The sequence below is a fragment of the uncultured Roseobacter sp. genome, from assembly GCF_947491795.1.
Classification (GTDB): Bacteria; Pseudomonadota; Alphaproteobacteria; order Rhodobacterales; family Rhodobacteraceae; genus Roseobacter.
Genome location: NZ_CANLKW010000003.1, coordinates 656872 through 680442 on the forward strand (window position 1 = coordinate 656872; position 23571 = coordinate 680442).

A 23571-nucleotide genomic window follows, 5' to 3' on the forward strand; every position below is an offset into this window, starting at 1 on the left:
GTTTGGCTATGCTGCGTGAGATTGCAGAGCTGGAAACCGCAGATGATCAAGCTCAATGCCATAGCCGATGATGATCCCCTGCTGGACCAATCCAAGCTGCTCTACGCGTTGGAACAGACAATCCGATATGCTGAGGAAAACGGCGGCGTCGGCTTGACCCAAACCAAACTGTTCAATCGCAAGTTTGCCCATTGGGGTGCGCGGAATTTCAACTGGCCCACTTATTCAGAGGAAAAGCTGCTGAGGGTTCAAAAGGTACTGAACGAATGGGACGTGCCACCGGTGATGGTGGTCCATGATGTGATGACCATTGCCAAATGGGGTCGGCACGTGAAGGGCAAGTTTCTGCTGTCCAAAAGCATCAAGCAGCTGGCGCAGCATCGTGGTCAGCTTTTTGGGGAACTGACCCAACAGTTTCCGTTCCGCTACAACCATGGCCGTATGAGCCGCATCGATTTTCAAGCACCTGGGGATTGGCGAGACTTTTTGAACATCATCAACGTTGAAGCCCATGAAGGCATGACTGAACCGCAGTTGGTCAAAACTCTATATGGGATGGACGAGCCAGATGATCCGTTTGAACGAGAGTACCGCGATCATCGTAGGTTCCTATCATCCGAGGTACTGCGTCCACTGTGCTGGATGGGTTTCCTAGAGGAAATACGCGTCAATGAGGACCGACTAGCTGACCGCATGTTTTGGAAAACCCCGCTTTGGTCCAAGTGCTTCACGCTGGAGACAGATCACTATCTGGTCGAACCAACCAAACACTGATTTTCCTCAGAAAACCATCACGTGAATAATGATTTTCCTTTGCCAAGGCGTCAGAGTCTAAGCAAGCCAAAGACATATTTGAAAGGAAAACAATGTTTTACGATCTTGGAACTCTGAACTTCGACGAAAAGCTGCGTCGATATGTTTATTTTGAAGACTACTCCAGTGTAGCTGACGGGGATGTATTTCACGCTTGGATGATCGAAGCACTATTTGACCCGTACAAAACAATAACTCCTCACTTCATCAATGAAGTGCGTTATGCCGAGCGCAAACACGACCCGATCGCTATGGAAGAAAAGATGGAGCACATCGTTGTGTTGGGGCTTTCAGAGTCTACTGACTATGATCAGATGCGGCCTAGGGATCGCCTGGATGAAGACGAAATCAAGATCGAAATCACCGAAGGTTTCATGGACTCGACTATCACGATCACTCTTCTAAAAGACATCAACAAGTCTATTGAAGTCTTAAGCGGTTTGCGTCTGTTTGTAGAACATAGAAAGCACCAAAAAGCCGCGTAAGCATCTGTGAAAAAACAACTTCTCGCCGCGATGTGCGGCGGGAGGCACATTGGATGCATGACACAGACATCCAAACACATCTACTTCGTTATCTCCGTTCAACACTTCATACCAACAGGCGGGATTGGGTCCTTCTTCAGGGGTTTTCTGAGAATGGCCAATGCCTCCAACTGGGATGTTACGGTTGTGCTGGACAAAAAGCCCTTTGGCCAATCCCGTGAACTGATGGAGGCTTCGACGAACGCCAAGTTCGTTTGGCCTGCCACGGTCCGTTCCTACGCCGAACACACCAAAGCCACCCAGTTCAAAGGCGAGCAAATCAACCAAGCCAAAGTCGCCAACTTCAAAGACGCGTTGGGCATGGCGCTGGCTCAGCGTGAACCTGACCACATCCTCATCAACACACCGGATGCCTTTCAATCTGTGGAAGAGCTGGGTCTGCAGGATCGGTTCCGCACCACATTCTACACCCTCCATGAAAACTTGGTTGTGCCACCCGGTGAGGCGTCAGATGTGTTTGCGCAGGAATACAACGAATTTCTGTATCGTATCCCAAGCGTACCGAATGTCCGCATTGCCACGCAGTCGAATTTTAATGTGCAGCGGATGAACGCGCTGAAATTTTGGACATCACCTATCATCTTGCAGATGCCTATCCCTGATGCCGAATTGTTGCTGCCATACACAGGCCCTCGATCCGGCGTTTTGTTCATCGGTCGTCACGAACCACGCAAAGACCCCAAGCTTTTTGTAAAGACAATCGCGGCAACTGGCCTGCCAGCGAAGGTGCTCACTAACAAGCGTGGGATCAAGAAGTTCCAAACGCTCTTTGCCAAGCATGGCGTTACAGATTTTGAAATCAAAGGTCAGATCACTGGCAAGGAAAAGACCGACTTCATCAAATCAGCCAAAGTGGCGTTCCACCCAGCCACATCGGAATCCTATGGGTTTTCAGCGATGGAGACGCTGGCAGCTGGAGTGCCAACACTGCTGATTGAAGAACGTGAGTGGTGGCGTTCTTTTGCAAAGGATGGCGTGCATCTGACTTCTGCTGGGGACGTCCCTTCAGAGCTTTCGAAGCTGTATGCGACTGCGAAGCCTCAAAACGCTCAAATTTGGGCCGCACGTGAGCAAGGAACGCAAATTGCATGGCAAGCGTACATCTGACCGATTGAGGCGGGGCTATTCCCTGCCTCAATCTTCACATGGGCATATTGATTTCCACGGGATTGCCCTTTTGCGTTAGCATGAGCGGGAGCGTTATTGAGTAGGCCATAGGCAATCCTCGGATGTGGAACTTCAACCCTGTCAGTCCCTGATGCCCGGCCAAAAGATCAATCTGATACGTAACCCCGTAGTCCATTGTGAGCTGGATCAGCTTGCGCACCATATGGAAGTCCGCGAAGCGCAGGCCCTCGGGGCGGTCTATCAGCGGCTTTGATACCAGCTGGCCCAAATCACACCGGTGGTCATCGCGATCCGGCAAGGCAAGCTGCAACCCATCATCTTCAACGCAAAGCAGTTGGTAGCGATGAAATGCATTGCGACCATGCAGTTTCAGCTTGGCGAACTCGGATTTCCAGAGATGCAGGTTTTCCAGCATTGGTTTGGTCAGCTCATAACTCGCAAGGGTCACTAGCTCAGGATCAAGATTGCGCCAAGTGACAACGCCTTCGACATCACTCGCCGGAAACACTTGTTTTCCATCATGTGAGCGCAGCGCCAAGCCTTTCGCTTTGCGGATCAGTTTCCAGGGTGTCTCATGGGGGAATTTCTCAACAAACTGAGCTGCGATCCGACTTGGTATCGAAAGCGGGCGATCAAACAGTGGTCGCTGGGGTCGGCGGTCAAACTGAAGCTCAAAACTGGGGTTAAAGGGTTGAGTTGTGATGCTCGTGCCGTGCCATCCAGTTTGCGTTTGCCGGAACTGCAAAGCATCCAATAGAATAAACTTCTTGGCCATCTGCAGTGCTTTGGCGTCACGCTCCTCTTGCGTGACCTCATCGCCATAAGGCTTCGCTTCCGAACGGTTTTCTCGCCACCAATCCATGTACGCTGCCATTTCTTCAGCTGACGGATTCTCTCCAAGAACAGGTTGCCTACTGTTTTGAGTGGCCCGCTCCCAATCCTCAACAGCGGCGATCTTGGGCAAGAAGCGTTGGAAGATATCGCAAGTTGCAAACAAAACGTAGGCAGGTTCTTTCGACAGCAAACCGCGCGCCAGTTTGGCTTCATCGGGAACCAAAGCAGCAACGTCAGTCATCACCTTTTCGTCTGAAACGCCTGTATAGAGCTTCACCAGCTGGAACCTGTTATTGTTCACGTGGATCATTGCAGGCACGAAGCCGGTCTTGCTGATCGGCATTGGCATAGACTGAGAGAATTTGCCGGACGGTAAACTGCTGCTGCTTGGTGTATTCAGCAAACTCTGTTTGGCTCGCGCAAACTGTTGGGGGAGTTTTTCCGCATATTTTTCAAACGGGTCTAAACGCGCACCTTCTGCGGCCTTATCGTACAACTCATTGATAGATGAGGATGATAATTCCGTCACCAACTGATCAGACGTCATGCCATGCTTGAAGGCGTGTTTTAGGATCATCCGGTATTTTGAAAGCTGCGGTGCAGCCGTCATCGACTTGTTGGTCTTCGGATTGATGATATCGAAGGCCACCGAGACGATACCATGAAAGAAGTTGCTATCGCTCTTGGCTGTCCATGGTTGATCTTGATACTGCAAATATTCCTTCAGTGCGGCGAAATCGTCCTCAAATCCTGCAAATATCCGCCCAAGCTCAAGCGCCTTACCCAAAGCCACATAGGTGGCTTCGTTGGACTTTTTCTGCAGTTTAGCTGCTGAGCACAGGGACGTTTCGATGTCACTAAGTACATCATTGTATTCTTTGAATTTCTTTTCTGCATTGTCGCCGATTTGAGCGTCTGAGTGATCTTTCATTTTCCAAATACTCCTTCGTAAGACAACGCATCGAGTTGGACCGCCCACTCGTCGATCACAGCGAACGGATCTTTTGCGATAAAGACGGCGCGGATAATCTTGTTCAAATGGGCGACAGACTCTGGCCGATCTGGAAAGCTCTTTTCGTCCAGGAACCGGTAAGCCTTGCGGAAACCTTCGATGAGAGCCTGCGTATTATGATGAACCAACATCGCTTGCTGCAACGCTGATGGCACCCTATTGTAGGTCTTCGGATCGGCAGTCCCGACCAAGTCTTTTTGCCGGAGGATGTACCCAAGCGTTGAACGTGCTTTGTGCCGTCCATATTTCTTCGCGACCCATGCGTCAGCGGTGTCTGCCAACAGCACGTCTGATCCAAGGTACTTTTTGAGATTGGTTTTCTCAGTCCGGACGCTCCAGCGATCCGGTCCAAAGTCATATCCGACGATGGCCTGATATCCGTTGGCCATAGCATCCACAGGGCTCTTTGAATCAAAGGTTAGCTGGATGCCCTTGGCGTCCGTGTATTTGCGCAAGGCCCGTTGGATCATCGACAATGCGCACCCCACTTTGAACGTCGAGACACCCAAAAAATGCATGTAGCTGTTGGGCCTTAGCTTGCCGTCATCGCGCATCTGAATCAGACGCCGCAAAGTGATCGACAAATGTACAGAGTGCTTCCCAGCAAAGGCCCATCCTTCAAATGGGAAATCTCGGACTTGCTCGTACCAGAACCTGCTCTCTTCCTCATTGCGTCCTTGGATGACGTTGAGAAGGTTGGTGGCTCCTGGAACGCGGTTCGTTGCAAAGTAATCGTTGTTTTGGCGGGTGCGGATTAATGCTGCCATGTAGCTGCTGGAAAAGCCCGCTTTCTTGGCTTCGCCAAACACATCAACCCCTTCAGCGATTAGCATCTCTGTGTGGGGCACCAACGCTCCAGTGGCGACGCCGCCAGTCGGAAAATCCAGCACCATGGATTGATCCGCAACGCGTTCGAGCCAGCGCAACATGCGCTCAGGTGTCGTTTGCGGGTCAAATGGGATGGATTGTTCTTGAATCTGATAACCACCGCTATCACCGAGCAAGACCACACGCTTGTCGCGAGGTGTTTTGGTTATCCAATTGTTGCTGATTGCAGAGTTGGCGGTGCGGGCACCTTGGCCACCGCTGAACAACGCCCACGGGTAGAAACACAGTTTGGAGTCCGGGTTGGTGAACTTCAGGTCTTCAGCGCCAAAGGCAAATCCATCAAATGGATCCTCGCTCGGATCGGAGGTCTTTTGCGCTTCGATCTCGCGCATCCCCAAGCGTGCAACCGAATTTATGTACCCCTCGCTCAGCGCCGGAGTATAGCGTGCCACATTTTTAAACAGCTTGGATTTTGAATAGTCCAAGTTGGGGTTCTGGTGTTCAAACAGGGCCTGGTGAGCTTGCAACGCCAAACGCAGTTCTTGTTCGTCTTCGATGTCATCCAGAGGTTTCTTGGCCCGATGTTTCGCTATTTTGATGGTCGTTTTCTTATCGAAGGACATGGCGATACAGCTCCCTTCCGTTGAAAAATTCGTCACCAACAGAGACAGCCAGTTCTTCCAAGGTTGATGGATCGCGGCTTTGAATTGCGGCTTCAATGAACTGCGCGAGCTGTCTCGCGTGATCCGCAACGGCTTGTTCGTTCGCACTCCATTCCGACGGATACGCCCGGTCCCCATAGATTTCGGTGTAACTGAGCCGATTGGGTACAATGGGAACGGCACCAGCCAGCAAACCTTCGAAGGTGCCGATACCCAGTGTCTCTTGCAAGCTTGCTGAGAACACCACCAAAGCGCGGGCCAGTTCCTGATGATATTGCTGCTTGGTCAGCGCCTGTTCTTGTGCAAAGACAATGCGGTACTGAGGAAGGTGATCTCGCAGAATTTCCAAAGCTTTGGGCATTTTTTCTGAGGCTAAGCGGTGCGGGAACAAGATCGTGTCCTTTTCCGTGGAACCGGCCAGTGGCTCCAGCAACGGGCAAAGGTATTCCATCGGCCAACCGACAGTCTTCGCCCGTTCGGGTTGGTCAGGTCTCAAGGCGTCATGGAACATCTCCCAGTGAAACTTTGTTGCAAAATAGTTGGTGTCGCTTGCCTGGAAGACCGCTTTCTCAAAAGCGTAGCTCCAAGCCTTGTTGGAGACCTTTTGGCCGAGCTGGTCCCATGGGTCATAAGAACCAGCATGCCACATCACGTCGATGGAAAGATCGATATCCAGAAGGTCTGCGATGTACCGACATTGGATCACCCCTGGGTGCCAAGCATCTGCAAACAGAACGCGGTCGCTATCCCGAACCGTGCCAGACTGGACCATCGCAACAAATTCGCTGACCTGCGCTGCCTTGTAGGCATTGGTTTCGGCAAAATCGAGGAACCCACCAATCGACGTTTTGCCGGAAGTTTGGTGACCTGACACTACCTCAAGGCTCCACGCTTTTTGTCCTTTCAAGTACATCGCAGCATGAAGCTGTTGAGGTAGAGTTTTTTGCCACTCGCCGGTGTAGCGTTGTTCATGGGGTTCGATGTCAAAGAGCCAAAGCCTAGGCATTATTGCGCCTCCTTTTGACTCACAAAGAATGTGGTATCGAAGGACCAACCGAACCGATAAATGACCCATAGAAAGACCGCGAATGGTGCGACGGACGCGCAACCCGCAATAACAAAGCTCTGACGAGCATGGCCCACTTGCAGCGTCGTGCTCATAAAGCAAACACCCCCAATGCCCGCGAGCACCAAGACCAAGTGCCAGATACGCAGCTGATTTCCCAAGTGCTTACGCAGATTAAAGAAAATCTGACTAACAATCATAAAGCTGAGAGCGACACCAGTTTGCGCTAGGCTGTCCCTTAGGAACCAGGCGACTGCAATTATGAGAATGGGATGGTAGAACTGTAAGGGCGTCCATACCCAGCGGGTGAGCAAGAATAATACGATAACAGCGTATCCAAGTATGAACTGCTGGACGACGAACAACAGCGCATTTTCGAAGTTTGAAACCCAAAAAAGGTTGTTCACAATTGCAAGCAAAACTGTGGGTACGAGCACGACCAAAGTGGCCGTCGGTGATTGTCCGAAATGTGGCTCACTCATGTAGCCACCTGCGTCGGCGAAGCTTTTTCACGCCGGTTCAGCACGGCCCAGAACACCAATGCTCCAAGCATTTTTGCGGCGCTGACCAAAGCAACGGCTGTCCAATCGAAGATCCCAACCATCTGCAAAAACACGATGGTGTCCACGGGAACGGCCACAGCCGATGAAAGCAAAATGCGCTGTGACAAAGGTTTGCGTGTGAACGTGTAAACGGCCCAATCAATGGCTTCAGAGATCAGAAAAGCCGTCACGCTGGCCAAAGCCACAACCGGGGCCGACATGAAATAGCTTATGCCACCCGCAACCAGCATGGCGATGACAACCCAATGCCCAATCTCCCTTTGCGCAAAATCCCGGAACACAAACACAAAGCCAACGACGAGCATCACGGGCGGGAACATCGTTCCCAACACGGGCACCATGGGCACCACAACAAACAGCCAATTGATGGCCACCACCGCGCCGATATAGGCGGTTGTCGAAAACCCTTTGGGCATTTTCCCCTCCACAGTAATTTTTATGGGGGAACAGTTGGCAGAGTTTTTGCGGGTCGTGTGTGCGGATATCCCCTAGATGGGATGCGGAAATCCCCTAGATCGGCTTGGCTGGAAGAAATTTCCCAAGAAAAAACTCGGAGAAACTTTTCTGCGGAAAGTTCTTTGGTGTTCTTTTCTGCACTGCTGCTTACGCTTCCGGATGCACCTGCTTGGCGAAACGCAGTTCTGCCCGATTCGGCTGAAGCTCAAACTGTGCATCAAGCAGCTGGGCAATCTGTTTGACGATATCCAAACCAAACCCAGCTTGGCCATTCACGTTGGTACTAGTGGTGACCTGATCAGCGACAGTGATGACCAGCGCGTCGTCGGCTTCCATCGCTTGAACCATGACCACCTCACCTTTGGAGCTCAATCGGATGGCGTTCTGAACCAAGTTGGATAAGGCTTCCCAAAGCAGATGAGCATCAGAGTTGAGCTCTAAATGGGTGTCTTGAATATCCAATTGAATGCCTCCAGCGTCAGCTTGAGGCCTAAACGTCTGTTGAACTTGGTCAAACACCCTTTGGATTGCAAAGCGTTCCGCCAGCAACTCGACCTTGCCCGCATCCCGTTTCGCGTAGTTCAAAACACGCGAGATGAAGTCACCAGCAGTTACGCTGATATCCCGTGCTTGCTCCAAGCGTTCTGCGGATGCCGTGCCCTTATGTTCTCGTACCAACCCTTGCATCATCATATGGATGGATTGCACGGGTTGCCGCAGATCGTGGCCAATGGATCGCATCAGATGCTGCTGGAATTCATAGGCTTCACGCAGTTCGGCAGTACGATCATGCACCTGCTGCTCCAAGTTTTCCTCGCTGCGTTTGACGGCATCAAAGGCCAACTGCCGATCCGTGATAGCGGCACCAATCATCAAGCTGATGCCAGCGGACACCAGTAGGAGAAATTGTAGCGGCACCCGATCTCCTTCAAACCCAAGCAAATATGCAGTTGGGGGAGTTAACAGCGTAGTTAATGCTGTGGCTGTCGCCGCTGATGGGAACCCACCACGGACTGCAAAGAACACCGGCGGGATCAAAATCACATACCAAAGCGGCCCTAAGCTTGCCGCCTGTTGTGCGCCCCAAAACGCTATGAACATGGCGAGCAGGATCACCAACACTTGGAACGCTGTGACGCTTAAATCTGGAAAAACCGATTGTTTGTTGTTGGGTTCAAACAGGCGTTTCAACAACGGAACCAGCAGAGGTGGCACGATGAACGCGCCGATGGCGTCGCCAACCGCCCAAGGTGTGAGGATGTCCCAGGCGACTGACCATGGAAAATTGCCAACAGCAGCATGCAGTGAGACACCACTCAGAGCGCCGATGATTGCCGCGAGTATCGTGACCATCAGAACTCTGATCTGGTCTTGCAACTCGTTGCTGCTGTGAATGCCGAAACCAAACCGCAGCAGCAGGCCCGCACCGCCATAAACGAGAAACAGCCGGAAACTATGCAGGATGGGATCACGATACCCAGTGTGTTCAATGCCCAAAATGTTGCAGATGATTGGGACAGCCAGCAGCAAATTGGCTACCAACGGGGCCAACACAAACCGAACCGGCGCAACCATGGTAATGGAAAGCGTCACGCCAGCTGGCAGAAACCACAGGCTGGAATAGGTCTCAAAGAAGTTGAATACATCAGCGGATTTGTAGGCGACCAGCCAAAGCAAGATCAGTCCAACAAAGATCACTGCATCGCGGCTGGTAAATTCAAACGTCTTTCTCATGTCCGTCAAATGAGCCAAGCTGCTGACATAGATCAACAAAAGAAAATTGCGTGATGAAAAGCCTGTTAATCGCAGACGACCATCTGATGTTTGGTAATGCCATGGCCTACATGCTGAGCCAGATTGACTCTGACGTACGCGTTGTGGCTGTAGGTTCTGTGGATCAAGCCTTGGATCAACTGGCGACAGCCGGACCATTCGATCTGGTTCTTTTGGACTATGACATGCCCAGGACCAACGGCTTGCAGGGTTTGGAAATGATCCAGCAGCAGTTTCCGAACCAAACCGTTGGGATGCTATCGGGCCGAACCGATGCACATTTGGTGAAATCCGCCATCGATGGCGGTGCCATTGGTTGGCTTCCCAAAGTGATGTCTGAGGAACCATTGCTGCATGCGCTGCGGATGATGGCTGTTGGCGGTCAGTTCATCCCCAAAGAAGTGCTCGCAGAACTCAAGCAGTTGGAGGATCGTTGGGGTTCGCTGACCCAAACGGAAACACAGGTCGCCAACTTGGTTGCTGAAGGGCTCACTGACAAAGAGATTGCAGCGCAGATGGAGCTGTCGCCGAAAACCGTGGAAAACCATGTGCGGTCGCTGCTGAAGAAGGCCGGTGCGGTAAACCGAACCAAGTTTGCCGTTATGTATGTGGCGGAACGAACGTGAAGGCCGAAATCGGGCCTTTGTCATCGTATTTGATTATAAAACACTGCCTGCTTGAGAGCAGACATTCCTTCCGGGCACGATAGATTTACCGAGGTAAGAGGCTCAGCTAGTGTGGACAGTAAGGTGGCCACAAATTGGCATATACAGTCCCGTTCGCACAAAATTTGACACATGAGCAGCAAGAATGACGAACAAAATTCTTATACAGAGGCGTTTTGCCCCCACAGAGGAAAAGCAACTCAGTGATCCCGACTACCTTTCGTATTTCGGAGACCAACCTCACGGCGTCAAAGCATGGTCAGACTTATTAGGAATGAGTCCTGTCGTGGTGCTTGGTGAGGGGCGTATTGGTAAGACCTTCGAGTTCATGTCGCAAGTTGAGCAACTGAGATCACAGGATCAATTTGCATTTTTTGTGCCGTTGGAACGCCTACATGATGAGAGTTTTGATGAAGCGTTAGAGCCAGAAGATATTGAAATATTCGATGCCTGGAAAAACTCGGCAAACTGCACAGGCTTCTTTTTTCTAGATGCTTTGGATGAGTTGAAACTCCGCGAAGGCACTCTGCGCAAGGCTCTAAAGAAGTTAACGGATGCAGTTGAACCTTATTTTGGGCGCGTCAATGTCATTCTGTCCTGTCGCCCCTCCGATTGGAAACATTCGGTAGATCAACGTTCCTTGAAGCGTTTCTGCATTTCAAGAAATGCGAGCCGACCAGAAGTCACTGCAGATCCAGAAGCAGCTTTTCTTGCTTTGGTTTCAAAAGAAGACACAAGTACTGAAGAGAAAGGCCCAGCGACTACCGAATATGTTGGCGTAGATCGAAGCCAAGTAAACATCGTTTCCATGTTACCGCTAAGCAAGAATGAAGTACGAGATTTTGCGGGGCTTTACTCCGAAAATTACGCAGAGGAGTTTTGCAATCACCTTGAAACCAATGATCTCTGGCATCTTCACCGTCTGCCCGCAGAGATCATGGACACTCTTGATCAGTTGCAGGCGGGCCAGCCGCTGGGACATTTGGAAGAGCAAGTTCGGTTTGGTATTCAGGAAAAGCTTGCTGAGACTGAAGAAAATAAGCGCCGGTCCTTAAGCTTAGACAAAGCCGTAGCTGGGGCCGAGCGGATCGCACTTGCATTGTTCCTTCTCAAACGTCGCAGCTTGAAGACTGAGAAAAACAATGATCCTGACACCTTGCACGTAAACGACGTTCTCACTGATTGGCAACCTCAAGAGCAGGAGGAACTGATTGGGAAGGCATTGTTTGACCCAAGCGGCGTTGGAGCAGTTCGCTTTCACCATAGGTCGTCGCAAGAGTATTTAGCCGCCCGAAGGTTGCTCCATCTACGTGAGCAAGGCATGCCAATCCGTGAGTTTTTCGAGCTACTTTTCAGCAATATCGGCGGTAAGCAGGTCGTCAGGCCTAGTATGGCACCGATAACGGCTTGGTTGTCGCTGTGGCTTTCAGATGTTCGTCAACAGGTATTGGTTCTCGAACCAACTCTTCTTTTTCGACAAGGTTTGCCCAGTGCTTTGCCACTTGATTTGAAGGCTGAAATTTTAAGAGCATACGTCAAACAGTATTCAAATAAGGACTGGTGCCGAACAGGGATTGACGCAGAAAACCTGCGACGAATTGCAGATAAAAATCTAGCTCCGGTGGTGCGGGAGCTTTGGGCGGAGGGCTACACCGGGCACGACAGCCGAGAAATCCTACTGGATTTTATCTACGCAGCTCCAATTTCGGAGTGTGCTGATCTCGCACTTGACGCCGCTTTGGATTCAGAAACCGGGCCCGTTCACCAAACCTACGGAGCTTGGGGCGTTCTAGATGGCGGTACGGACGATCAAAAGCATTTGCTAGCTGACGAGTTGCTGCAAGGCCATTTGTCAGAGCGGGTTACGAGGAACATACTGCCGCGATTGGTCCCGCAACAAATCGGCATAGATGAAGCCTTTTCTCATATTGATGGCATGGTGGAGATACCAAATTCAGTTCATGGATTGAATTATACGGTTTATCAAATCTCGAAGAACGCAGAGGTGTCACGTTCGGATAGGATTTCATTGCGCAGCAGCTTAGCTGACGCCATTTGGCGAACACGGCGCGCCGATTGTAGAATGTACCAGGCGCGCTCGGAGAAAGATCACTATCAAGATGGTCTCATTGCTGCATGTGCCGCATCGATACCTACAATGAGTGAGAATCCCCAAGTCTGGGCGCGTGCTGTTGCTATAGCAATGCACTTCGGTGAACGACGTGAGAGCATCATCGCAAAAGAGGAGACCAAGGCAGTTTGGGTTGCTTTCGGTGAGAACCCCATCCTTCGCGCGAGCTTGTTCTGGGCGTGCCTTGAGATGGCCGACGAACTTGAGGGGCATGAGGATGACTGGCCGAGGTTCATTCGATCGATTTCAGAGAGCAGAAGATCAACCCGACTGGACGACAGCGACTTAGAATGGCTTCTTCCAGCTCTCGAAAACGATGCACCCGAATACCAGCGAGGCGTCGCATTTGAGGCCGTAAAGTACTTCTTTGATCTGAGAAATAATGCGGATTTGGCGCAATCAGTGTCGCAGAGGATTCAAGACAAGCCAGCATGGTGTGAAACATTGCATCACATTTTGAATCCGCAGCCGCGCGAACCCGATGAATTCGAGCTGGAGATGCAGGCTCGGGATGCAGAACATAAGCAGGAAGACGCAAAGCGAGTACAGGACTGGGTTGATTGGCGCTCAGAAGTGCTTGCTGATCCAGACTTTCTGTTGGGTGGTGACAAGCGTCTCGGAGTTCTTTTTGATGCTCACAAGGTGATCGAGCAAGGCGTGCAACGTGACAGCCACTGGGGGCTCTGGGATAGTAATCTCATTGCTGGTACCTTTAGCGAACAATTCCTTGAACGATACCGAGCGGAATTGTCCAAATACTGGCGCGAAACAGAAGTATTGTTGCCAAGTGAACGCGAGACCAGCCAGCGCAATACGATTTTCAACAAGTACCTCCTGGCCCTGGCAGCAGTTAAGGCAGAGGCAGAAGTTCCAGGTTGGGCAACCCGACTTGCACACGAAGAAGCTATCCAAGCTTCGCGCATTGCTTGCTTGGAACTAAACGGATTTGGCAGCTACTATGTTGAACTCGACAAAGAGCACCCAGACGCGACGGCACAAGCCGTTGTCCAAGAGTGCCTGGCGCAACTGAACCAGCTGGGTGAAACAGGTCGCGCAGACATGTTTCATGACGTTTTTTATCACGGAACGGACAACATAAAATCTGCCTTTGCAGCTCATGTTGCACCGCAGCTGAGCACTACACCGCTGGATGACATTCAAGGTTTACGCGACGCCGTTGACTACGCCGTCCGTATCATTTCTACGCACGGCTCGCACGAAGAAAAGCAGATCGTAACAAATGCGTTGCAGTCTGGAATGACCGGTGACTGGCCAATTGGCTTCAACATTTCCCTTTTGGCAACCCTAAATCCTGAAATTGGGTGTCAGGCACTTTTGGATCAAACATGCGATCTAGACGACAACTCTCAACGTTCTGAAGCTGTGGCAATTTTCGCATTAGTGTTTGGTGACCGGCACGACCGCCGAACGCCAAACCTGAACTCAATTCCCGTTGAGCGCCGAGTGCCTTTGCTTCGTGATCTCATATTGCGTGCCTATCAAGCTGTTCGCCGCGACGAAGATGTTAGTCACGATGGTGTCTATTCGCCAGGGGTACGAGACAACGCTCAAGATGCGCGATCATTCCTGTTTGACACCTTGCTAGATGTAAAGCACGCGACTGTTCTATCCGTGCTACATGAACTCGCAGAAAGAGCAGAGTTCTCCCATATGCCTGACCGGCTCCGCCAAATGTCCTATGAAATCGCTGCACAGATCAGCGACGATACACCTTGTCCGCTGACTGTGTTTCAAGCACTAGACCGTGAGAGTGCCTTTGTTCCATTCGACAAGAGATCGCTTTTTGTAGCAATGATGGGACGGCTTGATGCATTCGAGCACGACATTCTGCATGCGGAAGATCGGCCAATTGAGGCTCTCCGATTGCTAAAACCGGAGACAGATTTGCGCTCATTCATCTCAAATTGGCTTCGGGGACGAGATAGAGGGGTTTTTGACTTCACCCAAGAGGCAGTTGTCGCTGATGAGAATCGTACCGATTTGCGTCTCCATCCAAAGTCTATGCCAGGATATGCAACTGTCGAGCTAAAGCGCGAGACGTGGAGCATTTCTGAGTTTGAAACCGCCCTTCACGATCAGCTTGTCGGCCAATACCTGCAACATGAAAGATGTCAGGTTGGCTGCCTACTAATTTGCCAACGAGTTCAGAAACAGTGGCGGAACCCAGAGGGTGGAGAAATGTGGGGACTACAAGAAGTCGTTGCTCATCTCCAAACACAAGCTGATGAGCTGATGTCTCAAAATCCAGAGTTACATCTCTCGGTAAAGGGCATCGACTATTCATAATTTTTTCAAGAGATAGCCGTTCTCGAGTGTAAACTCTGCATTTTGGTTTTCAGAAGGGGCGAAATGGACCCTAAGGATCGCTACCCGCCCTACGCTGTGAGCCCCATTACTTCCGACGATACTGCAGCAGCCGCTTCTTTGACCAATCCGGTATCAGCTGCGCGATCTCATCGGTGGGCCTGATCTTGCTGTAGTAGGCATCGATCATTTTGCTTGATGTGCCAACGTTGCGACCCAACAGATGGTGCCCAACACCTTCCCGGATTTGCTGGGTGATGTAGAAGTGGCGGAAGCTGAAACTGTCTCTGAGTTTACCGTTGCGGGCCTCACGTAGGTCAGCGGCGACCAGTAGTTTGGCCAAACCAATTTTGAAACTGCGGATGCGCTTGCCTTCGTGGTTGAAGAACACTGGATCACTGTCCTCGGGCATCCTACCTGTAGCCACATAAAACAGTGACTTGAGCAGGTTTATGAATGTCAGCGTTTCCGGCATGGCAGCCATCTCACGTTCTTTGCCTTTGCCGCGCACCTGCATCACGGTGACATCACAGAGTTCACCGTTTTCCGCGTGGATTTTTCTCGCTTCGATGTCACCCCAGCTGAGATTGAACAGTTCGGTGGGCCGCATGCCGGTGAACGCCGCTATCATGCAAAAGCAATGAAGTCGGAGCCGGTCCTGATAGGTTTTTTGATTTTTTCCGGTTGGGTCATCTTGGGAAAATTCATACTCGCGCACACGATTTTCGGAGACGGATTTCAGATGCATGAACTCCTCCCAAGTGAACCCAGGCCTGCTGTTGTCTTTGCGTCGTTTGTCTTTGGGCGCATGGATCTCAGGGATTTCAATGACGTAGCCACGGCGTTGGCCAAACTCGAACAGCTGGCGCAACAGTAGGCTTTCCTTGTGCAGGGTCGATTTCGATGGATAGCCTTCCTTAACGGGCCGGAAAACCCGCGTTTTCTCTCCTTTGATCATGCGGGTGTATTCGATCAGTGGGTTTTTCGAACCGGGGCCGGTGATCCAGTATTCCTTACGGAAATCCCAGTACTCGTCGATGTCATCGGCTTTCAGCGCACTCATCAGCTTGCCTTTGAAGTGCTCCACAAAGTAGCGGCGGACAATCATCGGATACTGTTTCGCGTGATATTCTGCTTTCTCCCCGCGTTGGACAGCCAGTTCGATGCCCGCGATGAACTCTTCTGCGATCTTCTCGAAGTGCTTTTTGTTTACGGACAATCCCACTTCGGCCAGTGCACATGCTTTGATCCATTTGGATTGAGCGCGGCGTTCCGCCTCAATGGGGTCTGAGGTGCCCAAAGACAGCCGCTGCTGCCCCTGGCCCTTGATTGAGTACTGCACGTAGTAGCGCCCGTTGGGTGGGCGTTGATAGAGCGTGTAACCTTCTGAAACTGGGTCCATTTTGATCTGCCTGTGGTTGATGTCACCTTTGGCATAAAGCCACCGCATCATCTGGACGAGTTCAAGAAGTGGTTCTTACGGGCTTAGCCTATGGATCACAGTCGCCCCAAAGTTCATGCGCAAAAACAATATCTTCGCCAAACTTGAGGAGTGGGTCAGACCCAACGTGTCAACAAAGGAGACACGCAATGGAACAATCCAAAATCAACCGCTGGGTCGAAGTGAGTTTTCAACGCGACCTAGTTCACGGTGACAAAAATGTTGAGGTGCCTATCGGCAAGCAGCATCGTCATCGCGTTACGTTTTTCGTAAGGGTAAATGTGCATCATGCGGATCGTGAAATCGAGTATTTTGCCCTTCGCAAGTTCTGCATGGAGCTTTGGTCCGGTGACACGCACCAAGTTGGTGATGCCAGCCTGGAGGCTATTGCTGAACGCATGTTGAGCCAACTGGTGGCTGAATATCCAAACCGTAATTGGGAACTGCGTGTTTTGGAAGATGCCGAGAATGGCGCGGTGATCCAATACGCAGATGCCGCCTAAGACCCAATAGGAAAGCCGCTGGCGCGAACCAGCGGCTTTCACAGCAACGCACTGCTGGACTACCCTTTTGGCTTGCCAGCGGGTTTCTTTGGCTTCGTTTTGACCATCTGCTGCAGTGCATCATCCAACTCTCCGGCCAGAACCGCTGAACGAACCGTCTGCAGCACCTCAACCAAGTTGGTGATCTCACCAACTTCGATGCTGTTCTTGTCTTCCAGCAGTGGTAGTTCTTTCGCCCCATCCCGCAGGGTCAGCATCCAAGCGCCGGTGTGATGTTGCCACCACCATTTGCGCACTGCGCGTTGTTCGGTGATCTGTTTGCGCTCGCCGTCCTCCCCGCGCACCCATTTGCGGATATCTTCGAGGAATTCTTCGTCACGCAGCTCAGCTTCAGCAGCTTCGATTTGGGTTTCCAGCTTGCGCAGGAGGTTCAAACGCTTCTTTGCCACCGGTGAAACAGGTGTCTTCTGAGAGCTTACTGTGAGTGAAAGTTGGGGGAGATGTTGCATGGCATGGGCCTTCTTTTGTGGAACATGCCAGGATCAGTTAATGCCACCTGGATCGAAGAGCGACTGGTTTATGCGTCTTCCAGCACCTGCAAGTCATCCATCACCTCCACAAAAGTCATCTCAACGTTGATCCGCGCCACCAATTGTTCCAACTGATCATACGCTTGGTTCAAGTTTTCCGCATATGGTTGGCGGAAATGCTGGTTGCCAACGAATGCGGCCATGATGGTTTTGGTCACACTCATCAGTGTTTCCAACACGCGCCGACTTGGTTGGCGGTTCCGCGTGACCATGCAGGAATAGTATGATGGCCCCATTCCCAGAATTCTGCGTGAAAATGCCTGCTGGGACCGGGTTAGGTTGTTTCGTCGGTATAACTGGAACGCATCTCGTAGAATATTGTCACCGGCGTATTCGTTGTATCTCATGGATTTTTTCCTTTGCTGCTCAGCTATTTATCCGCGCAGCGAAGCCGCCTTAAATAATGATTTCAGAACAGCGAAGTTGTATAAATAGAAGCAGTTGCAGGAGACTGCACTGCACATAGAGGGAACTGAACTTGAAACGGGGGCGGGACGAAGACCGTCACTATGAGGCACCCTTAGCCGACTGGAACGTAGCTGCGTTGGGCCCTGAAAACCGAATGGGACATCCCAACAATTGGACTGCCAGGCATCGTCAGATGCGAAATGGTCACCTCCGTGGAGAACTGTGGCTTCTTGATGGGGTAGAAATTTGACTGTGGTAGGCGTTGGAAATTGCGCTGAAGCAGTGCTTGCTGGTGTCGGTTTCATAGCACCAATAAGCAGCTGGATATCATATCCTAACCGTGCATTGAGGTCGGGAATGAGGACGGATAACGGGGCACCGCCGTCCAAGCAACACGCACATTCCTTATGAAAAAAGCGATCAACTCGTCTGAAGTCTGGAACTTCGAAGACCCTCTCCCCTCCACAACCACTTCTTCCAAGTTGGTTCGCTGGGGGGGGGAGAAAAAGCTCTAATCTGTCTGAGTATGGAAGTTCAGCTTTCAGCTTCACTCAAGTCGCCAGTGATAGTCATCCAAAATCAGTGTTCTTGGTTCTTTCAAAAAGCAATGAAACGAAACACAAAATCGATGTTCACGCCAGTTGAGCGTCAGCGAATACTGGATGTGCACAGAAGATTTGTGCGGCATGTGCGCAAGCAGATGCCAAAGCGACCAAGCTTATGATTGCTTATGGATTTGTTTGCGTTCTGTGCCTGATCGGACTGCATTGGCTTCCCGGATATCTTTGCAAAACACAACCAGCGCAGGAAAAGGTCTGTGTTCATCAAAGACGCTCAATGCTTGGCGGCTTTCAATTCCACCGGGTTCACATAGACGGTGCTGTCACCAACAGACACCATCACTTCGCCTTCTTGGATATTCACCTGCATCTGCATGCTGCGGCTGGCCAATTCGGCCAGTTGTTTACTCTCCGATTGAGCGAGGTTCACCACCGTGAGGTTATCAAACCGCGTGGTGCTGTTCTTGATCTTTGACCACCACATCTCCGCTGGATTGCCGCCATACGAATAGATGATCACGGACTTGGCCTTACCGCAGGATTGGCGGACGATTTTTTCACTGGGCAAACCCAATGTGATCCACCTGTTGAGTTCACCGCTTAGGCTTCTTTCCCAAATGTCTGGCTCATCATCAGTCGAAAGACCTTTGGTCATTTCCAGCTGTTCATCCGCATTCAACGCAAACGCCAAAATACGCAGCATCATGCGTTCATCGGTTTCCGAAGGATGCTTGGCCACAGTCAGTTTGTGCGTCTCATAATAGTGGCGATCCATATCTGAGACAGAGAGCTCGACTTTGTAGATGGTGGCTTTCTGCGCCATGTTGGCTCCCGGTTGCTTGGTTAGGGATGCCTATTTGGTCTGATGGGCCAGTGAAAGCTCAAAACCAACCAAAGGGGCACGCAACCAAGTTGGGAAAACCAACCAAACTTTCCTGAAAAAACTTCTTCCAAGAACTTCCCCAGAAAAATCCCATCACATAGGCGGTTGCTGACGTGTCCGACGAATGTCCCGATAATACAATTCTGCTGGTTGCACCCGACGCAAACTATCCGCGTTGGCCAAGTAGATGCCAAAATCAAAGTGGTTCCGCCCCACATGCTCGGGGATCAAGGTGCGCCCGTTGAACTGAACCCTTTGCTGGCCATCCACAAACACACGAACTTCCCCATCATTCCCGGTGCTCCAGCGCACATACACAACAAAATGTGCCCACCGCCCCTCAATCTCGCGCAGGTCAATCACAGGGATCAATTCATCTGGTTGGCAATCACCGTGACGATGCCCAGGAATGATCTGGCTGGTACGCAAATGCAGCATATGAGAGTTCCGCCCGCCCCAAATGCCAAAGTTCATGTGCGGGCAAACCCCGTTGTGCCATTGCCCAAACAGATAGTAGCCACGGGTTTGGCGAGGCCCAAAAGGAAAACCGTCGGGGAAACCAATATCCCATTCATACCAAGCTTCACGGGGCTGAATGCGACCAAAGCGGGTGCCACGATGGTTGTTTTCCGCAAGCTCACTGCGCACAGCATTGTAGGAACAATCGCCTTGATCCAGAGGGCTACCGCATTCACCGGTTCTGATTTCAAAGCGATGAACTGGACCGTTGCCACTTCCGCCAAATGGGTCTGTGCGGATCACGCTGTAGCTGTTGGGTAGGTTCCGGTCCTTTTCAAAGAAGGCCCGTCGCGGCCCTGTTTCCATGCTGTTGTAAGTGAATGTGCCGTGGTTTTCCTGTGCATGGATTGTCGATGGTTGGGTTGAACCAATCAACAGCACCAAAATTGTGGCGAAGACTTTCATAAGATATCCCTTTGGGCAAAATGCGTGAGATTGAAAACTTGATCAAATCAAGTTTTTGGCCAGTTAATCGGTCAAGTTGATCGACCGGATGGTTGCTTCCCAACGCAAAAATGGGTGCAAAGCAGGGTCCACATCATCCAACTGCAACACCGGCCAACACTCGCTCCAAACTTGGTTCACACCGATGATGCGATCCGTGTTGTCGTATCGGGTGGCCAAAGCGCGGGAGTGGTTCCGCTGATATCCCTGCAGTTTGAAACGCAATCCGGTAATGGCGGCATCACCACCATTTCGCACTGTGATCCGCACATGATCTCTGGGGCAGTTCTGCGCAAAAGCAGCCGAAATGATCACATTCTCAGTGTCTTCGGCCAGCTGATCTGCCCCATATTTGTACAGCGCAGCAATGCAGCAGAGCCCAACAATAAGCCAACGCGGATTGCGGAAACCCCACCCCAAAAGGTGGAACGCGAGCAGCAGAAACAGCGCAACAATGAGCCCCGCCAGCAGCGCCATTCAGCGAAGTTCACCCGCATAATTGTTGAGCACCGAACCCCGCCCGTATTGGGCTTCCAGCTTGCGAACCGCATCTGTTTGTTTCGACGCACTCACTTGCACTTTGGTGGTCTGTCCATTGCTCAGTCGAACTGTGGCTTCAAAAGTCTTCATCTGCTGCTCCTTGGCGTTCAAAGACGGGTTTGATCTCAAATATCGGCTCTTAGAGCCGACTACCGCAGCAATAAGCGAAACCACATTACATGGGCAAGTGCTTTACACGGCTTTATAGATCATCATATGAGTAAGCAGTTGAAACAAAACATCGGGTTGCGCGTGAAAGCAGCACGTACCCAACAGGGGCTCACACAGGCTCAACTGGCGGAAGCCATCGACAAAGCGTTCGAGACAATTTCCAACATCGAGCGTGGCAAAACTGCGCCCAACTTTTCCACACTCTATGACATCGCCAATGTGCTGGGTCTGCCCATGCGGGAGTTCTTCGATGTGGATGAAGAGGATCTAACCGATGCGCGTCAACGTCTTCTCATGCAAGTGAACTCAATGATTGCACAGATGGATGATCGACAGCTGAACTTGCTGTTGAAGTTGGGTCAGGTGCTGCGGGAAGACGGCGAAAGCTGAATTTTCGGGGAAGTTTTATTCAAAACTTTTCTCACGAAAGTTTTCCTGCGTTTTTACAGCAGCGATAACCTTCAAGAACTTGATCAAATCAAGAAATCTACGCGTTTGGATTGCACATCACAGTTCTCGCAGCGGAAATCATCGTAGCAGCTGTGAAGCGTCCATTCCTGTGCGTTTTCATCCCAACACGCATATGCATCCCGTAAGATGTCGGAGCTCCCACAACTTGTGCAGCGTGGCTTTGGCATCTGCTCTGGTTCCACCATCACCATTCCTCCGCCAGCATGACGGTGAGCACACGTTTGGTCCTGCTTAGGTCCGTAGGATCATCCGAACCCATGGAATAGTCGTAGTCATACGCGTCAATCTTCCAGAAGCAGGTTTCGCCCAAATATTCAAAGGTGCCACAGTCGTGCTCCCCGTGTGGGTCGTTGTCCTCTGTGAACACATTGAACTCACTGACAGTCCGAACGATCTCATCACCATCCACACTGTTCCGTTTGAGCAGTTCGATGATACCCGCTGTGAGGAACCGCATCCCTGGTATGCTTGGATCACATCGTCGGAACTGGTCGTTCAGTTGAGCGATGAGCTTGACTGTAGGTGACGCCATTGGGGACCTCATACTGTGGGGTCCAAAGCAGTTATGGCGATATGGTTCAAAGAGCGACTGAAGAATGACTAATTGAAGCCGCCGTTCGTGCAGCATGCAGCGGATTCAACGAAAGAGCCCAATGCGCCGAATGCTGCGGTGTTCATCAATGTCCGCCTTGCTAGTTGCGGCCCCAAAAGTGACAGGTTCAAAGCTATTTATGGCGTACAGATATTAGCAAGACGCTTATGTCAGGTGTACAGGACTTGCCGCCATCAGCTCCGCTAGATTTTCCGTTCGAAGAACAACGCCCACGTTACCCGATTAGGAACTCCGCGAGCGTGCGGTTGTAGCTCTCCCAGCATGGGCTACCGTACAGGGGCACGTGGTTGGCCGTCTCAAGAACCACCAGTTCGGCCCCCGGAATGCCCGCCGCCAGCTTTTGTGCTTGCGACAGGGGGTGCACGGAATCGTCGCGCGCATGCAGGATCAACACCGGGCAGCGCACTTGGCCTAGCAGATGCGCGACTGTCGCATTGTTGACCGATTCGCGGGCGCGCAGCATCATCTCGGGTGGGCAAGCAGCCTGCGACATGTGCTGGATTTCGCGCCTTTCCTCTACTGGGCCTTCGGGAAAGTAGGTCGTCGCAAAGCCACTCGCGAAGGCGCTTTCGGGCCGCGCCCAGCCCTCGGCTATCATGCTCTTCAACGCGTCGGGCGACGGATCCGCGCTGCGACGCGACCGCCCCTCGACATATCCGCCCACGATTGCCAACCGTTCAAGCCGCTCGGGATAGAGCGCCGCGAAAGTCAGCGCGGGAATACATCCGCCCGAATAGGACACTGCGGCAAAGCGGTCAAAGCCGGCCGCATCGACGACAGCCGCTGCGTCACGCGCCTCGATTTCAAAGTCCAGGTCACGCAGGACTCGTTCCGACTGGCCGCTACCGACGTTGTCGAAGCGCAGGTATCGTGTGTAGAGCGCCATCGACGATATCCAAGATCGATGAAGCCCGTAGGCCCATTCGAGTTCCAGATCGTGGAGTGACGGAGGGCCGAACCGCAGCACGGGCGTGCCTTCACCGCTGACGGCATATGCGATTGCATTGCCATCCTCGCTTCGGCAAAAGCGAATTCGCTGGGCCGCCGGAGTGGTCGTCGGAGAAGGGGCCGCAACCGAGACATCATCTGGGGCGTTCGCGTCACCCTCCACCTCTGCCACAAGCATCAGCCCCCGCCGTGCAACGGTTCGGATGACCGCTTGTTCCTTGCCGGTGTCACCTACCGCCTTTCGCGCCCCCGCGATGCAGGCGGAGATCGCTGACTCCGACACCACCCTCCCGTCCCAAACCTCTTCTACCATCCGGTCTCGGGTCACAAGGTCCCCGGCATTGCGCACCAACAGATGGATCAGGTCGAACACTTTGGGCTCGACGGCAACTTTGCTGCCGCCACGCGTGAGCGTCAGGCGGGCGTCGTCCAGCGTGCAATCGGCGAAGTGGTGTTCCATGTGCCCATAACTAAAACGCTTTTTGAGGGCCTCGCCAACAAAAATCCAAACGCCCGTAGAGTTTCCCAAGACAATCCAAAGGGTTTCCAAACCTTTCCCACAAGCAAGGGCATGCGGGACCGTCCACCTTTGGGTCATTAGCCAAGGAGACAAACCATGATGACCCCTTTTCACACCGACCTTACGAAATACAGCACCCCAGTCGCCCCAACCACGCAT

At 51.8% G+C, this 23571-nt stretch carries 22 protein-coding genes; 7 read left to right on the forward strand and 15 right to left on the reverse strand.

Annotated features, from left to right (window positions below; translation table 11 throughout):
* Nucleotides 1-42: 42 nt before the first annotated feature.
* From Q1A34_RS14975 to Q1A34_RS14985, 3 genes are all read left to right on the forward strand, one after another.
* Nucleotides 43-774 carry a hypothetical protein gene (locus Q1A34_RS14975; protein ID WP_300035743.1) on the forward strand — a complete coding sequence of 244 codons (732 nt, stop codon included), beginning with the start codon at nucleotides 43-45 and terminating at the stop codon, nucleotides 772-774.
* Nucleotides 775-866: 92 nt separating this feature from the next.
* Nucleotides 867-1298, forward strand: a complete 432-nt coding sequence (locus Q1A34_RS14980; protein ID WP_300035746.1) for a hypothetical protein — start codon at nucleotides 867-869, stop codon at nucleotides 1296-1298.
* 153 nt (nucleotides 1299-1451) lie between these two features.
* Complete coding sequence (locus tag Q1A34_RS14985; RefSeq protein WP_300035749.1) at nucleotides 1452-2465, forward strand: glycosyltransferase; 1014 nt, start codon at nucleotides 1452-1454, stop codon at nucleotides 2463-2465.
* Nucleotides 2466-2499: 34 nt separating this feature from the next.
* Here Q1A34_RS14985 and Q1A34_RS14990 read toward each other — a convergent pair whose 3' ends face one another.
* The 6 genes from Q1A34_RS14990 to Q1A34_RS15015 form a co-directional block, all read right to left on the reverse strand.
* Nucleotides 2500-4251, reverse strand: coding sequence for a hypothetical protein (locus Q1A34_RS14990; RefSeq protein WP_300035752.1), 1752 nt, complete (start codon nucleotides 4249-4251; stop codon nucleotides 2500-2502).
* Nucleotides 4248-5783: a hypothetical protein gene (locus Q1A34_RS14995; RefSeq protein WP_300035755.1), complete on the reverse strand. Its 1536-nt coding sequence runs from the start codon at nucleotides 5781-5783 to the stop codon at nucleotides 4248-4250. Before Q1A34_RS14995 ends, Q1A34_RS14990 begins: the two co-directional genes overlap by 4 nt.
* Nucleotides 5770-6828 (reverse strand): hypothetical protein, encoded by a 1059-nt coding sequence (locus tag Q1A34_RS15000; protein WP_300035759.1) that lies wholly within the window; start codon nucleotides 6826-6828, stop codon nucleotides 5770-5772. Before Q1A34_RS15000 ends, Q1A34_RS14995 begins: the two co-directional genes overlap by 14 nt.
* A complete protein-coding gene (locus Q1A34_RS15005; RefSeq protein ID WP_300035762.1) occupies nucleotides 6828-7370 on the reverse strand; it encodes a hypothetical protein in 543 nt (180 codons plus the stop codon). The genes Q1A34_RS15000 and Q1A34_RS15005 overlap by 1 nt, the downstream gene beginning before the upstream one ends.
* A complete protein-coding gene (locus Q1A34_RS15010) occupies nucleotides 7367-7867 on the reverse strand; it encodes a hypothetical protein (protein WP_300035765.1) in 501 nt (166 codons plus the stop codon). Before Q1A34_RS15010 ends, Q1A34_RS15005 begins: the two co-directional genes overlap by 4 nt.
* A gap of 187 nt (nucleotides 7868-8054) precedes the next feature.
* The gene (locus tag Q1A34_RS15015; RefSeq protein WP_300035768.1) at nucleotides 8055-9641 is read right to left on the reverse strand and encodes an MASE1 domain-containing protein; all 1587 of its coding nucleotides are present in this window, start codon (nucleotides 9639-9641) and stop codon (nucleotides 8055-8057) included.
* Nucleotides 9642-9694: 53 nt separating this feature from the next.
* Between Q1A34_RS15015 and Q1A34_RS15020 the strand changes: the two genes are divergently transcribed.
* Both Q1A34_RS15020 and Q1A34_RS15025 read left to right on the forward strand, forming a co-directional pair.
* Complete coding sequence (locus Q1A34_RS15020; protein WP_300036708.1) at nucleotides 9695-10306, forward strand: response regulator transcription factor; 612 nt, start codon at nucleotides 9695-9697, stop codon at nucleotides 10304-10306.
* Nucleotides 10307-10490: 184 nt separating this feature from the next.
* Nucleotides 10491-14783, forward strand: a complete 4293-nt coding sequence (locus Q1A34_RS15025; protein WP_300035771.1) for a hypothetical protein — start codon at nucleotides 10491-10493, stop codon at nucleotides 14781-14783.
* A gap of 106 nt (nucleotides 14784-14889) precedes the next feature.
* Here the strand turns inward: Q1A34_RS15025 and Q1A34_RS15030 are convergent, their stop codons facing one another.
* Nucleotides 14890-16254: a tyrosine-type recombinase/integrase gene (locus Q1A34_RS15030; protein ID WP_300035774.1), complete on the reverse strand. Its 1365-nt coding sequence runs from the start codon at nucleotides 16252-16254 to the stop codon at nucleotides 14890-14892.
* 137 nt (nucleotides 16255-16391) lie between these two features.
* Here Q1A34_RS15030 and Q1A34_RS15035 point away from each other — a divergent pair, with 137 nt between their 5' ends.
* The gene (locus Q1A34_RS15035; RefSeq protein ID WP_300035777.1) at nucleotides 16392-16745 is read left to right on the forward strand and encodes a hypothetical protein; all 354 of its coding nucleotides are present in this window, start codon (nucleotides 16392-16394) and stop codon (nucleotides 16743-16745) included.
* A gap of 59 nt (nucleotides 16746-16804) precedes the next feature.
* On the opposite strand, the gene Q1A34_RS15040 is transcribed toward Q1A34_RS15035, so the two are convergent.
* The 6 genes from Q1A34_RS15040 to Q1A34_RS15065 form a co-directional block, all read right to left on the reverse strand.
* Nucleotides 16805-17254: a DUF6641 family protein gene (locus tag Q1A34_RS15040; RefSeq protein WP_300035780.1), complete on the reverse strand. Its 450-nt coding sequence runs from the start codon at nucleotides 17252-17254 to the stop codon at nucleotides 16805-16807.
* A gap of 68 nt (nucleotides 17255-17322) precedes the next feature.
* Entirely contained in the window at nucleotides 17323-17682 is a 360-nt protein-coding gene (locus Q1A34_RS22055) for a DUF6626 family protein (RefSeq protein ID WP_366942857.1), read from the reverse strand.
* 895 nt (nucleotides 17683-18577) lie between these two features.
* Entirely contained in the window at nucleotides 18578-19126 is a 549-nt protein-coding gene (locus tag Q1A34_RS15050) for a YaeQ family protein (protein ID WP_300035786.1), read from the reverse strand.
* Nucleotides 19127-19279: 153 nt separating this feature from the next.
* On the reverse strand, nucleotides 19280-20110 hold the full coding sequence (locus Q1A34_RS15055; RefSeq protein ID WP_300035789.1) for a heparin lyase I family protein: 831 nt from the start codon (nucleotides 20108-20110) through the stop codon (nucleotides 19280-19282).
* Nucleotides 20111-20173: 63 nt separating this feature from the next.
* Nucleotides 20174-20626 (reverse strand): hypothetical protein, encoded by a 453-nt coding sequence (locus tag Q1A34_RS15060; protein WP_300035792.1) that lies wholly within the window; start codon nucleotides 20624-20626, stop codon nucleotides 20174-20176.
* Nucleotides 20627-20779: a hypothetical protein gene (locus Q1A34_RS15065; protein WP_300035795.1), complete on the reverse strand. Its 153-nt coding sequence runs from the start codon at nucleotides 20777-20779 to the stop codon at nucleotides 20627-20629.
* Between the two features lie 126 nt (nucleotides 20780-20905).
* Between Q1A34_RS15065 and Q1A34_RS15070 the strand changes: the two genes are divergently transcribed.
* On the forward strand, nucleotides 20906-21250 hold the full coding sequence (locus Q1A34_RS15070; RefSeq protein WP_300035798.1) for a helix-turn-helix transcriptional regulator: 345 nt from the start codon (nucleotides 20906-20908) through the stop codon (nucleotides 21248-21250).
* A gap of 265 nt (nucleotides 21251-21515) precedes the next feature.
* On the opposite strand, the gene Q1A34_RS15075 is transcribed toward Q1A34_RS15070, so the two are convergent.
* Both Q1A34_RS15075 and Q1A34_RS15080 read right to left on the reverse strand, forming a co-directional pair.
* A complete protein-coding gene (locus tag Q1A34_RS15075; RefSeq protein ID WP_300035801.1) occupies nucleotides 21516-21788 on the reverse strand; it encodes a DUF3768 domain-containing protein in 273 nt (90 codons plus the stop codon).
* A gap of 370 nt (nucleotides 21789-22158) precedes the next feature.
* Nucleotides 22159-23421, reverse strand: coding sequence for an alpha/beta fold hydrolase (locus tag Q1A34_RS15080; RefSeq protein ID WP_300035804.1), 1263 nt, complete (start codon nucleotides 23419-23421; stop codon nucleotides 22159-22161).
* Between the last annotated feature and the right edge of the window lie 150 nt (nucleotides 23422-23571).

Coding starts and splice junctions, on each gene's coding strand:
- Q1A34_RS14975 (WP_300035743.1), top strand. CDS start 43: ATGATCAAGCTCAATGCCATAGCCGATGATGATCCCCTGCTGGACCAA.
- Q1A34_RS14980 (WP_300035746.1), top strand. CDS start 867: ATGTTTTACGATCTTGGAACTCTGAACTTCGACGAAAAGCTGCGTCGA.
- Q1A34_RS14985 (WP_300035749.1), top strand. CDS start 1,452: ATGGCCAATGCCTCCAACTGGGATGTTACGGTTGTGCTGGACAAAAAG.
- Q1A34_RS14990 (WP_300035752.1), bottom strand. CDS start 4,251: ATGAAAGATCACTCAGACGCTCAAATCGGCGACAATGCAGAAAAGAAA.
- Q1A34_RS14995 (WP_300035755.1), bottom strand. CDS start 5,783: ATGTCCTTCGATAAGAAAACGACCATCAAAATAGCGAAACATCGGGCC.
- Q1A34_RS15000 (WP_300035759.1), bottom strand. CDS start 6,828: ATGCCTAGGCTTTGGCTCTTTGACATCGAACCCCATGAACAACGCTAC.
- Q1A34_RS15005 (WP_300035762.1), bottom strand. CDS start 7,370: ATGAGTGAGCCACATTTCGGACAATCACCGACGGCCACTTTGGTCGTG.
- Q1A34_RS15010 (WP_300035765.1), bottom strand. CDS start 7,867: ATGCCCAAAGGGTTTTCGACAACCGCCTATATCGGCGCGGTGGTGGCC.
- Q1A34_RS15015 (WP_300035768.1), bottom strand. CDS start 9,641: ATGAGAAAGACGTTTGAATTTACCAGCCGCGATGCAGTGATCTTTGTT.
- Q1A34_RS15020 (WP_300036708.1), top strand. CDS start 9,695: ATGAAAAGCCTGTTAATCGCAGACGACCATCTGATGTTTGGTAATGCC.
- Q1A34_RS15025 (WP_300035771.1), top strand. CDS start 10,491: ATGACGAACAAAATTCTTATACAGAGGCGTTTTGCCCCCACAGAGGAA.
- Q1A34_RS15030 (WP_300035774.1), bottom strand. CDS start 16,254: ATGATGCGGTGGCTTTATGCCAAAGGTGACATCAACCACAGGCAGATC.
- Q1A34_RS15035 (WP_300035777.1), top strand. CDS start 16,392: ATGGAACAATCCAAAATCAACCGCTGGGTCGAAGTGAGTTTTCAACGC.
- Q1A34_RS15040 (WP_300035780.1), bottom strand. CDS start 17,254: ATGCAACATCTCCCCCAACTTTCACTCACAGTAAGCTCTCAGAAGACA.
- Q1A34_RS22055 (WP_366942857.1), bottom strand. CDS start 17,682: ATGAGATACAACGAATACGCCGGTGACAATATTCTACGAGATGCGTTC.
- Q1A34_RS15050 (WP_300035786.1), bottom strand. CDS start 19,126: ATGGCGCAGAAAGCCACCATCTACAAAGTCGAGCTCTCTGTCTCAGAT.
- Q1A34_RS15055 (WP_300035789.1), bottom strand. CDS start 20,110: ATGAAAGTCTTCGCCACAATTTTGGTGCTGTTGATTGGTTCAACCCAA.
- Q1A34_RS15060 (WP_300035792.1), bottom strand. CDS start 20,626: ATGGCGCTGCTGGCGGGGCTCATTGTTGCGCTGTTTCTGCTGCTCGCG.
- Q1A34_RS15065 (WP_300035795.1), bottom strand. CDS start 20,779: ATGAAGACTTTTGAAGCCACAGTTCGACTGAGCAATGGACAGACCACC.
- Q1A34_RS15070 (WP_300035798.1), top strand. CDS start 20,906: ATGAGTAAGCAGTTGAAACAAAACATCGGGTTGCGCGTGAAAGCAGCA.
- Q1A34_RS15075 (WP_300035801.1), bottom strand. CDS start 21,788: ATGCGGTTCCTCACAGCGGGTATCATCGAACTGCTCAAACGGAACAGT.